The 10,820-nt window shown below is 36.3% G+C and carries 10 protein-coding genes and 1 pseudogene; 3 read left to right on the plus strand and 8 right to left on the minus strand.

The genetic code is table 11. The features are described 5' to 3' along the window. Nucleotides 1–2: 2 nt before the first annotated feature. Together modB and modC are read left to right on the plus strand one after the other, a co-directional pair. Complete coding sequence (gene modB, locus Xhom_RS08675) at nt 3–695, plus strand: molybdate ABC transporter permease subunit (protein ID WP_069316494.1); 693 nt, start codon at nt 3–5, stop codon at nt 693–695. Next, complete coding sequence (modC, locus tag Xhom_RS08680) at nt 689–1,753, plus strand: molybdenum ABC transporter ATP-binding protein ModC (protein ID WP_069316493.1); 1,065 nt, start codon at nt 689–691, stop codon at nt 1,751–1,753. The genes modB and modC overlap by 7 nt, the downstream gene beginning before the upstream one ends. 306 nt (nt 1,754–2,059) lie before the next feature. Here modC and Xhom_RS08685 read toward each other — a convergent pair whose 3' ends face one another. Beyond that, a complete protein-coding gene (locus Xhom_RS08685; protein WP_069316492.1) occupies nt 2,060–2,875 on the minus strand; it encodes a pyridoxal phosphatase in 816 nt (271 codons plus the stop codon). Nucleotides 2,876–3,057: 182 nt separating this feature from the next. Between Xhom_RS08685 and pgl the strand changes: the two genes are divergently transcribed. After that, the gene (gene pgl, locus Xhom_RS08690; protein WP_069316491.1) at nt 3,058–4,044 is read left to right on the plus strand and encodes a 6-phosphogluconolactonase; all 987 of its coding nucleotides are present in this window, start codon (nt 3,058–3,060) and stop codon (nt 4,042–4,044) included. A 49-nt stretch (nt 4,045–4,093) separates the two neighbouring features. Here pgl and Xhom_RS08695 read toward each other — a convergent pair whose 3' ends face one another. The 7 genes and pseudogenes from Xhom_RS08695 to Xhom_RS08730 all read right to left on the minus strand — a co-directional run bounded on the left by Xhom_RS08695 (nt 4,094) and on the right by Xhom_RS08730 (nt 10,700). Next, the gene (locus Xhom_RS08695) at nt 4,094–4,666 is read right to left on the minus strand and encodes a hypothetical protein (protein WP_069316490.1); all 573 of its coding nucleotides are present in this window, start codon (nt 4,664–4,666) and stop codon (nt 4,094–4,096) included. Nucleotides 4,667–5,257: 591 nt separating this feature from the next. Beyond that, nucleotides 5,258–5,943: pseudogene (locus tag Xhom_RS08700) on the minus strand (IS1 family transposase). A gap of 313 nt (nt 5,944–6,256) precedes the next feature. Next, nucleotides 6,257–7,210: a filamentous hemagglutinin N-terminal domain-containing protein gene (locus tag Xhom_RS08710; protein WP_069316487.1), complete on the minus strand. Its 954-nt coding sequence runs from the start codon at nt 7,208–7,210 to the stop codon at nt 6,257–6,259. 83 nt (nt 7,211–7,293) lie between these two features. Next, on the minus strand, nt 7,294–8,286 hold the full coding sequence (locus Xhom_RS08715; RefSeq protein WP_099139720.1) for an SMI1/KNR4 family protein: 993 nt from the start codon (nt 8,284–8,286) through the stop codon (nt 7,294–7,296). 146 nt (nt 8,287–8,432) lie between these two features. Further along, entirely contained in the window at nt 8,433–9,428 is a 996-nt protein-coding gene (locus Xhom_RS36530; protein WP_232326320.1) for a hypothetical protein, read from the minus strand. A gap of 11 nt (nt 9,429–9,439) precedes the next feature. Continuing rightward, nucleotides 9,440–9,709 (minus strand): hypothetical protein, encoded by a 270-nt coding sequence (locus tag Xhom_RS08725; protein WP_069316486.1) that lies wholly within the window; start codon nt 9,707–9,709, stop codon nt 9,440–9,442. A 7-nt stretch (nt 9,710–9,716) separates the two neighbouring features. Further along, complete coding sequence (locus Xhom_RS08730) at nt 9,717–10,700, minus strand: DUF637 domain-containing protein (RefSeq protein WP_169928416.1); 984 nt, start codon at nt 10,698–10,700, stop codon at nt 9,717–9,719. Between the last annotated feature and the right edge of the window lie 120 nt (nt 10,701–10,820).

Below are 10,820 nucleotides of genomic sequence, written 5' to 3' on the forward strand. Positions count from 1 at the left end.
AAATGTTAAGTGAATATGAATGGCAGGCTATTTTACTGAGCTTAAAAATCTCAGGAATTGCCGTGTTATTCAGTTTGCCATTCGGGATCTTAATGGCATGGACGCTGGCTCGTTGCCAGTTTTTTGGTAAGTCCCTGATTGACAGTATTATCCATCTACCGTTGGTATTACCGCCAGTGGTGGTGGGGTATTTACTGCTTATCAGTATGGGGCGTCGCGGAGTAATTGGTGAATTCCTTTATGATTGGTTTGGTATCAGCTTCGTATTTAATTGGACGGGTGCAGCATTAGCCTCAGCGGTAGTGGCGTTTCCGCTGATGGTCAGGGCCATCCGGTTATCACTGGAGAGCATAGATCAACGTTTGGAACAGGCAGCACGTACACTGGGTGCTGGTTCACTTAAAGTCTTTTTTACCATCACCTTACCGTTATCATTACCCGGCATTATTGTTGGTGTAGTGTTGGCTTTCGCCCGATCGCTGGGAGAATTTGGTGCCACTATTACTTTTGTTTCGAATATTCCGGGAGAGACTCGAACTATTCCCCTTGCTATGTACACATTGATAGAAATGCCTGGCGCTGAAACAGCCGCAGCACGTTTGTGTGTGATTGCCATTGTATTAGCACTGGCATCACTGATGCTTTCAGAATGGTTGACCCGCTGGGGAAGAAAGCGTCTGGGGGCAGCATGTTAGAACTGGATTTTGAACAGTGTTTGGGCGACATGCACATGCGGGTTAATACTACTTTGCCAACAGAAAGTATCACTGCCATATTTGGGCTTTCTGGTGCAGGGAAAACGTCACTGATTAACGTAATAGCGGGATTAAGCCGCCCACAAAAAGGCCGGATTAGTTTAAATGGCCGTATTCTGGTGGATATGGAACATAAAATTTTTCTACCGCCAGAAAAACGTCGGATTGGTTATGTTTTTCAGGATGCGCGCCTTTTCCCGCATTATCGCGTGAAGGGCAACTTACAATACGGCATGGCACCAGAGATGAAACCTCTGTTTGAAAACATCATTGGTCTATTGGGTATTGAACACTTGCTGTCACGTTTTCCTATCACACTTTCGGGGGGGGAAAAGCAGCGGGTAGCGATTGGTCGAGCTTTATTGACTTCACCTGAAATTCTGTTGATGGATGAACCGTTGGCATCACTAGATTTACTACGTAAGCGCGAATTATTGCCTTATCTCGAAAAACTGTCTGAAGATGTCAAAATCCCGATCTTGTATATCAGCCACAGTTTGGATGAAGTTTTGCGTTTGGCGGATAACGTTATTGTTATGGACAAAGGAAAAATCAGAGCGACAGGCCTGCTGGAAGATGTTTGGTCGAGCAGTGCGTTGCGTCCGTGGCTACAAAAAGAGAGTCTTAGCAGCATACTGAAAGTGTCTGTCGTGGAACACAACCAGCGTTATCACATGACCGCAGTAGCTGCGGCTGATAAAGTCCTTTGGTTACCTAAAATTGACGTAAATCCGGGAGCTGATGTGCGTATTCGTATTGATGCATCTGATGTTTCTCTCGTTTTGGAACCGCCAAGAGTCAGCAGTATTCGTAACACCTTGCAAGTAAAAGTCATCGAGTTTTTTGAAGATAATGGTCAGGTAGATGTCAAATTGGCACTAAGTGAACATTATTTGTGGGCAAGAATTACGTCTTGGGCGCGGGAAGAACTTAACTTGCGGGTAGGGCAATGGCTGTATGCACAAATTAAAAGCGTCTCTCTGAATCGTCACTTGTAACGTATTTAGCGAAAAACGCCGTAAAGCCTAGCCCAATGCGAGGATACCACCTGCCTGTCATAACAATGCTCGAAAGGTTTCCCACATTACCCGCCTGAAGGACGATGTTTTACGGTACACCGGATAATAAGAGGAAAATAAAAGAAACCATTTGTCTATTTTTTTAATCTAGAAAAATGGTAGAATTTTTTTCTATAAAAACAGTTATAAAACAGATGGATAAGTTTAGTGTTCCCCGTAAGTACGGGGATAAACTGGGGTGAGCATCATGGACAAAAGCGACAAGTTTAACAGGGTGGGGAATAGTTATAGTACGTATTTTCGAATCACTTCCGCTATACCGGGCTGGGTATTATCCAAAGTGACAATATCCGACCGCTCTTTAACCGCATCGACAGCATTACCCATGGCCACACTTAATCCTGATGTTTCCAACATGCTAAGGTCGTTATAATTATCACCAAAAGCAATCACATCTTTCATGTTCATGCCTTGCGACTCCACCCATTGTTGTAACCTCATGCCTTTACTATTGCCTTTTTTCGCTATATCTACCTGATCAAACCATGACCATTCACATTCAAGGCCAATATTTTCCCCAATTTGTTCACTAATCTCACGCAGTTTTACTAAATTGGATGAGCTGGTGGCGAATTTCCAAATAGAATCCACAGTGTGGATTGCATCTTGAAAATTCTCCATTTGCTGAATATTTGGGCGCTGGTGTTCAGGCAGAGAATCCGACCATGCAAGGGTTCGGGCTACAGTGTGGGGAAATTGATATAAAATGGCGTTATCAACATACATCAGATGCTGAATTTCCGTGTCTTGCAGATAGGAAAGTACTTGAGAGGCTTCTTGAATAGAAAGTGGATTAGAGGCCAGGACTTTCTTTTCATGATAATCATATGAATAAGTTCCATTGCAACAAATGGCTGGAGTATCAAGTTGCAGTGCTTGATAGAAAGGATGAATAGAAACATGATGGCGGCCGGTAACAATCAAAACCTTGATACCAGATTGACGGGCTTCATTCAGGATGGACAGTGATTCTGGCAGAATACGTTTCTGTGGATCGAGCAATGTTCCATCTAGATCCAGTGCGATAACGCGGTATGACATGAGTTGGCCCCTAGATTGTCTATGATGTAAGCAAATACTATACGGTAGTTAAAATTATACGGTAGTGAAAACCATAAGATAGTTAAAACTGATTAAACTGTTCTGTGAGCAGTTTAGCAGATAAAAATTTCCAAGAATCGTTATAGATCAACGAAATGGTGATGAAGCACTAAGGAGAGAAAATGAAACAGGTGATTTATACAGCCAGCCCAAATAGTCGTCAGATTCACGTCTGGTCACTCAGTATTACCGGAGAACTCTCGCTTCTCCAAACGATAAGCGCACCAGGCGAAGTTCAGCCCATGGTAATTAATCCTGATGGCAAACACCTATATGTTGGAATTCGCCCCCAATTCAGCATCGTGACCTATGCAATTGGGAAAGATGGGCGTCTCGAACAGCAGGAGCTTGCACCATTACCGGGTAGTCCTACCCATATATCCACTGACAGAGCAGGGCATTTTTTGTTTTCTGCTTCTTACAGTTTTAATAACTTAAGCGTTCATCCTATTGATGAAAATGGCATCGTCAAAGCTCCAATTCAAATTGTGGAAGGTTTGCAAGCACCACATTCTGCTAATATTGACAGGGATAATCGCCAATTATTGGTGCCATGCCTGAAAGAAGACCACATCCGTATTTTCAATTTGTCTGAGCAAGGTTACCTGACAGAAAGCCGGGCTGATGAAATGACTACGAAAGCTGGGGCTGGCCCACGCCATATGGTATTCCATCCGGAGAAACCGGAAATTTATTGTATTAATGAATTGGACTCAACCGTTGATGTTCTGCGTAAATGGGAAAAATACCGTATTGTGCAGTCAGTTGATTCACTACCAGAAAATTTTTCCAGTATCCGTTGGTCAGCAGATATTCATATCACGCCGGATGGTCGTCATCTCTACACCAGCGAACGTTCAGAGAGCCTGATCAGCCATTTCCGTGTGTCAGACGATGGCTATCACCTGACATTAGCCGGGCATTATCCGACAGAAACCCAGTCTCGTGGCTTTGCCATTGATCACAGTGGTAACTTCCTGATTGCATCAGGGCAGAAGTCGGATCACATTTCCGTATCGCGCATAGATAAATATTCTGGCGAATTAACTCAACTGGCACGTTATCCGGTTGGAAAAGGCCCGATGTGGGTGACAGTATTAGCGCTATAAACTTGAGCCGCGCTATTTTGGGCGCGGCTAATTTATATCTCAGTTCATTTTACTCATAAGTAAAAGAACCTGTCCCGGAAAATTCGATAGGTATAGGTGCTTGGAAATTATGTTGCAATATGGAAGTCATATCACCTAAATAAATATTTCCTTCATAAAAACGCAGGATAATATTTTCAGGATTGATAAATAGCTGGAGGTTCAGTGGAATATTAATAATTGTTTGGATATTTTGTAAAACGCCAGCAAGCAAAAGATTTTCAAAATGAACCTCGGGCATATCAAGTCCACCTTGGATATACCCGTTAAACATAATATTGGGACCAGCGTATGGTTCACTTGCAATTGTAATACTAGGGGAAATTATTTGAATAAAAGGATAACTTCCATATTGGCGGTATGTATTAATATTAAAAACACCGTTAAGACCTACTTCCTCTCCATAGCCATAACCACATAATGAAACCATTTTGGGGTGCATGGTAAATAGATGGGCTAGTTCTGGCTTTTCTTTTGAAACAATTTCATAGTGCGATTTTTGATTTTGATACATTTCCTTAGATATTTTAAATGCAGTTTGGATTTCTTCTTTGTTTGGGGATGCTAGTTCTTTTTTGTTCATGATTGATTCCTCTTTCTTTTTATATTATGCATCTATTTAAAATTTATTGAACTGATAAAATTATTTTTTGAATGTATCATGAAAATCTTATTGAAGTGATATAAAATACTTATCGCATGATGCTTAATATTTATCGCCATTAGATACTTTCGTGGTGCTAACGCATCAATGATTGCTTAGTTACGTATTTAAAGCGTTAATGGTTATATATTGATATTTAAAAATACTTATGCTAACTCTATTTAAATTATGGAAATTTTAAATTATTTCATTCATTTTCAATAAAAATATTAATGAGTTTTAATTCTACATATTATTTTTTTATTTAATCATTCTATATGGTGGGATAATAAATTTAATTAATGTTCTTTGTTTTCACCTGTTGGCCATTTTTACTTGTTTTTGTTAAGTTACCATAATATTTACGTTTATGATGCTCCTTATCATAACTTATTATTTTGGAATAAATAACATAGGAAATAGAAATTTTTTGATAAGATTGAAACTAATTGTAGTCGATAAATATCTTGGATTCGCCTAATAAGTGCAATTTCTAAGAAAGGCGGTCGTGACTCCAATAGTTAGATAGCCCTATAAAGAATAGTATTCACGTTCGATGAAAGTCCCTATCACCTTATCGTGCATCTCCTCTGATTTGGAATAACCTATCGTCCTTCGATTCAGTCTTTTTAAACGTGTACGTAATGTCAGATTGGTTCTTTCTATACGTTGGGTATAATGTTTTCCAACAATATGTTTTTATTCAGGAAGTAGGTTGTAAGGTGCATAATCATCCGTACAGTAAAACCTGACATTAAATGGGAATAATAACTCAAGAAGTTTGCGTAAAGTCGCCGTACTGCGATCACCAAAAACATGTGCCACGACTCGCTTGAGGCGAGGCTCCCAAGCATACCAGAGCCAACGTTGATTCTTTTTACTTCTCACAAATGACCATTGCTCATCAACTTCACAGATAAGCTGGACTTCATTTCCCTTAAGAGGAAGGTTGGTCACATTTTTCGGGGAGAGTTTTTTAACGTGCGAATGACGGTGTTAATCCCTATCTTCAGTACACGAGCGGTATCACGAACACCGGAGTTATTCACTGCCATATCAATAATTTGCTCTTTCACGCCGGGATAACAGGCTTGATAGGCATAGTTCAGTTGAAAGGTTTTACGGCAATAGCGGGGATGACCAGTACGTCCTTTTCCATGCCCTTTAACCTCTTCTGTTTTATGGCAGTAACGACAAACCACATCAACTTTAGCCATCTCTCACTCCATAATAAAAAGCAGGGAGTTTATCACAATATCTAATCATTGAGAGCATGACCGCTATATCTACTACGGGGATATTATTAACTTGATTAGCCTGAGTCTTATTATTGTCTGGAATTATAAGGTCTGCAATAGCTAGATTAGTAGAAATGAACAACCCCGCAGCAAGCAGCGGGGTATCAAAACCAATAGTCAACTACAGGGTAGTTCGCCCCAAGGGGCGGGGAATATAACCCTCAGAGATTTAATATTCTTGTTTTTAATAGTCATAAAATTCTCTTTTTAAGTGACATAATTTTTGGTGAAATTATTGTTTAGGATGCCAAACACCATTAATAAGTTCCATTTCTCTACCATCGTGAAAATATCTATTTGCTGCAACAATTATATTTTGTTCTTGGTTAGAAGAATATACGTCTCCAGAGTCTTTCATTAATTGTACAGTAATATTTTCTAATTGACCCTTTGAAGTTGATAAATCTCTTATGTTTACTCCGGCACCTTTTTCGTTACTAAGAAGTATTATGCTTTTATTAGCATACATACCTCCAAGATTACCTGTATCTATAGAAAATCCTGGTTGAGGAGTTTCATTTTCAAATCTGATAGGCATCCCTGGAACCTTCATACTCATGGAATTAGGTCCTATCATCGCTGTAATAGTATCAGCATTAATTTTTCCATTTACTTGAAGAGATCTACTGAAAACAACAAGGTTATCAGAATCTAAGCCTTTTTCTCCAATAGTAACTTTACCTTTAGTTACTTCTAAACTAAGTAAATCTTTTTTATTGAAAACAGGTTTACCAGTACTAATAAAAGACTCTCTTATATTTATGAATTTAGCTCCATCAATAAAGACACCGTTTGGATTAGTTATTACTAATTTAGCATCTTCCCCAACTATTTCTATAGCTCCTTTAAGTTGAGATTGATTACCGCCAACTACTTCATTAATGATTAAGCCAGCAGTCCTATCCTTAAGATTATGATTTTTCTCTAATTGACCTGCTAATTGAGAATTAACAGAATCTATAGAATTATTGAAAATCACGCCCTTTTCACTAACATTGAACTCTTTATAGGTATTTCTGGACATACCGTTAAGAGTTGGAGTAGCTATGTTGATAACTGGTATATTATTAACTTGGTTAACTTGAGTGTTAAAATCATTAGGAATGATATCATTAGCAAAAGCTAGGTTAGTAGAAACTAACAAAGTTAATGTAGAAATCTTTGTAAAAGTTTTAAAGTTTTTCATAAAAGCCTCTTTTAGGTGCATCTGTTTTGGATAAATCAAAAAATTGTAGGGTAAATAACCAAATAACAAAATGAAAATAGTTTCTACATTCCAAGCAAAGTTCCTTTTAGATCAAAAGGAGCTTTATATTGATAGGCTCTATAAGAATCCACAGTACTTCTTAAATACTCATTGAAGGTTAATCCAGTAAGTGCTACTTCATTATAGTTATTATCTACATAATAAACTAAATTAGGAGTATCTGACTCAGTTAATAAGAAATAGTCGTAAATTCCCTCGTTTTCAAATGAAATGATGAAAGGTTTTTGTTTTATCAGATCAAGCCGTTGAATATCTCTAAAAGTGTATTCAAGACTCTCTTGAATTGACATTTTATATTCAAGTTCTGAAAATTTTATTTTATTTTCGCTATTCCTTATCCAATAAAACAATAAAGGTTGACTTTCAAATAATCCTCCACTACAAAGACCCATATGAATTAAAAACTCAAGTAACTGACCTTGAATTTTGATATCATATAAATATTCTAATTTTGATATATCTTCTTCGGAATAACCTTTAATATATGTAGTATCTATAGTTAATTCTGGGTAAGCAGAATGTAGATATTCTATTAATTCAGTTTTGGTCATTTTATAATTTTGATTAGTTTCTTTTACTCCAAAATACTGTAGTTTTTCAAAATAGTTAGTTAATTCTTCCACATTATTGCACAGAGGTTTTAAATTACTGGATGAGGGTGTTTTATAGATAGTATATTTTAATTCTTTGATATATTGTACTAGTAAATCATGTTCTCCAGATGTTAGTTTGAGAGTAAAAAATACTTCTCTATCTATATGTTCTTTTGCGATCCTAGTTGTTTTTAACTGTTCAATATTAGACTCTAAACAATTTGATATTTCTGAAAAAATAGCTTTTAACCAGGCTAATTTATCATAATTATTTTCTTCAATTTCATTAAATTTAAGTAAAATATCGTGTAAACAGTTTTTAAGAAAAATTAATTCAGGTTGTGACATTCCAACGTAATAAGTAATTACACCTTTATACATTTTTCTATTTAAAAGTTTCATAAACTATCTCTTTAAAGTTTTCTGACAGTTGTGCTGATTGTCCCTTCAACCACATTAGTTATTTATGCTTGGTTCTGATTTAAGTTAATTAAATCAGAACCTATACATTTCATCCACAGTCTTATACTAGTGAATGTTATTTTTAACTAAAGTAAACTCCCCTCTTGATCAAAAGGAGGCTTAATTGCATAATTTCTAACGGTAGTATCAACAAGTTTTCTTAAATACTCATTAAGTGATAATCCGGTATTTACTATCGCATTATAATTAGTATCAAGATAATAAACTAAATCGGGGACATATGACTCAGTTACTAAAAAATATTTGTAAATTCCTTCATTTTCCATTGAAATAAAGAAAGGTTTTTGTTTTACCATCCTTTCACCTTGGATTTCAACCAAATCTTTTAGATTTTTTCGACATTCACTTTGAAATATAAGTCTGTCTTTAGAGCTATCAATTTTTGAATAAAATTCTAAAGGATAGTCTCCAAATAATCCCCCACTGCAACGTCCCATGTGAGTTAAAAAATCATATAGTTGTCTTTGAATTTTAATATTATATAATCGCTCTAATTTTAATATATCTTCTTCTGAATATCCTCGTATATAAGTAGTATTGATTGTTAATTCTGGATAAGCAGAATGTAGATATTCTATTAATTCTGTTTTGGTCATTTGAGGTTTCCAACTAGAGGGTTCTACCCCAAAATAAAATAATTTTTGAAAATAATCACTTAAGTTTTCAACATCATTACACAGTGATTTTTTATAAAATAACAATTTACTGTAAAGAGGTCTATTACGAACTTCGCTTTTTAACTCACTGATACAATGCACTAATAAATCATGTTCTCCAGATGTTAGTTTAATAACAAAGACTATTTCATTATCCAAGTACTCTTTTGCGATTTTAGTTGTTGTTAACCTCTCGATATTTAAATTCTTAGACTCCAGACAATTCGATATTTCTGAAAAAATAGCTTTGTACCAAATTAACTTATTGGGATTGTCTTCTTTGATTTGTTTAGATTTAAGTAAAATATCATGTAAACAGTTTTTAAGAAAATTTAATTCTTCATGTGTCATTCTGATATAGAAAAATGCAACTCCCGATATAGTCTCTCTATTTAAAAGTTTCATATGGATTACTCTTAAGGTCTTGTTCCAGTTGTTCCATGGAATACATTGATAATAAAATCTTTATTCTGTTTTGCAAATATTTCACTGTTAGTTTCACAACCAGTACACATTCCTGGAGATGTAGCACTAGTATTCTGAATAGACATATTTATATCTACTTTGTTACCTTTATAAGTATCTTGAAAATGATTGAATAATTTCTGTTCAGCATGATTAAAATTAGTTTGGCCATTTTTAGGATTAGTAACTTTTGGTATAGAGTTAATATCGTCTCTAATCACTGTATAATTAACCCCCCTTAATATTTACGATATCGGGGGAATTACCTGACCAAGCTGCACCATTTACAGATAAGTAATATTCTTTTTTACCGTCAACTGTTACTGAGGCTGCAGATATACTATAAGCTTTCGAATTTTGTTTACTCGCCTTATAGGGCGCCCCTAAATACTGATCAATTTCTTTTCGTAACATATTTGGATCTAAGTTTACATCTTTAAGCTTACTTAAATCATTAACTCTATGATTCCCTTTAAAGAATTTACCCATACTTCTAAGAGAATCATTGTAAATCCTAGTAGCTTCAGCAAACTTACCATTTTTAGCAAGAGTTTTTATAGCTTCAACGCTTTTATCAGCTGCTTTTCCTAATTTTTCCCAAGGGGCTGCTGATGCCGCTGCAATTATATAATCTGTTCCTGTTTCTGCATCTTTAACATCTTTAAGTACTGAAAGAGGACTAAATTCTACTATAAAATTACATAAAGTTGCATCAACTAAACAAGCATCTACAGCATCTTGGAGAGATCCTTCGGGGAATATGCTTCCAGGTTTACCTTTATTGACGAACAGTCCCATAGTATGTTCATCATGGTTATATATTATAGTCAATTCGCCAGCATTAGCTCCAGCATAAACACCTTCAGGAGTTCCTGTAATAGCTGCACCAGCTAAAGCTCCTACAATCTTACCTTCTATTTGAGTGGCTCTAGAATCATCAAACGTATTTCTAAGACTATCAGCTGCTAAAGAAGCAGCTAATGCTCCCGCTGCGGCAGCTTTACCATCATTTCCTCCAACTTCTGCAATTATAGCAGATAGTGCAGCATGGCTAAGCGCTCTTCCAACTTCAGTTAACTGATTCGCATATTCACCTATTTGGAAAGCTCCTTCAGCATGAAGTTGACTAGTTGAATTAGATAATAGAGCGGAAACAAAATTATCTTTAAAACTTCCACCATTAATAGTAGTGTTTATTCCAGAGCTAATCAAAGACTGTCCGGCAACTCTCTGGGTCATGTATTAAATAGTTAGTTGTTGTGATATGCTTCCCGCCTTTTAAGGGTAAAGCATGGCCAAAGCTGACGTCTATTGCCGTTATTGTCACAAATC

Origin of the sequence: Xenorhabdus hominickii (assembly GCF_002632725.1) — a bacterium.
Classification (GTDB): domain Bacteria; phylum Pseudomonadota; class Gammaproteobacteria; order Enterobacterales; family Enterobacteriaceae; genus Xenorhabdus; species Xenorhabdus hominickii.

Bases quoted from the DNA above. Each gene is read 5' to 3' on its own strand.
- Xhom_RS08685 (WP_069316492.1), bottom strand. From the start codon at position 2,875: ATGTCATACCGCGTTATCGCACTGGATCTAGATGGAACATTGCTCGAT.
- pgl (WP_069316491.1), top strand. From the start codon at position 3,058: ATGAAACAGGTGATTTATACAGCCAGCCCAAATAGTCGTCAGATTCAC.
- modC (WP_069316493.1), top strand. From the start codon at position 689: ATGTTAGAACTGGATTTTGAACAGTGTTTGGGCGACATGCACATGCGG.
- Xhom_RS36530 (WP_232326320.1), bottom strand. From the start codon at position 9,428: ATGAAACTTTTAAATAGAGAGACTATATCGGGAGTTGCATTTTTCTAT.
- Xhom_RS08695 (WP_069316490.1), bottom strand. From the start codon at position 4,666: ATGAACAAAAAAGAACTAGCATCCCCAAACAAAGAAGAAATCCAAACT.
- Xhom_RS08710 (WP_069316487.1), bottom strand. From the start codon at position 7,210: ATGAAAAACTTTAAAACTTTTACAAAGATTTCTACATTAACTTTGTTA.
- modB (WP_069316494.1), top strand. From the start codon at position 3: ATGTTAAGTGAATATGAATGGCAGGCTATTTTACTGAGCTTAAAAATC.
- Xhom_RS08715 (WP_099139720.1), bottom strand. From the start codon at position 8,286: ATGAAACTTTTAAATAGAAAAATGTATAAAGGTGTAATTACTTATTAC.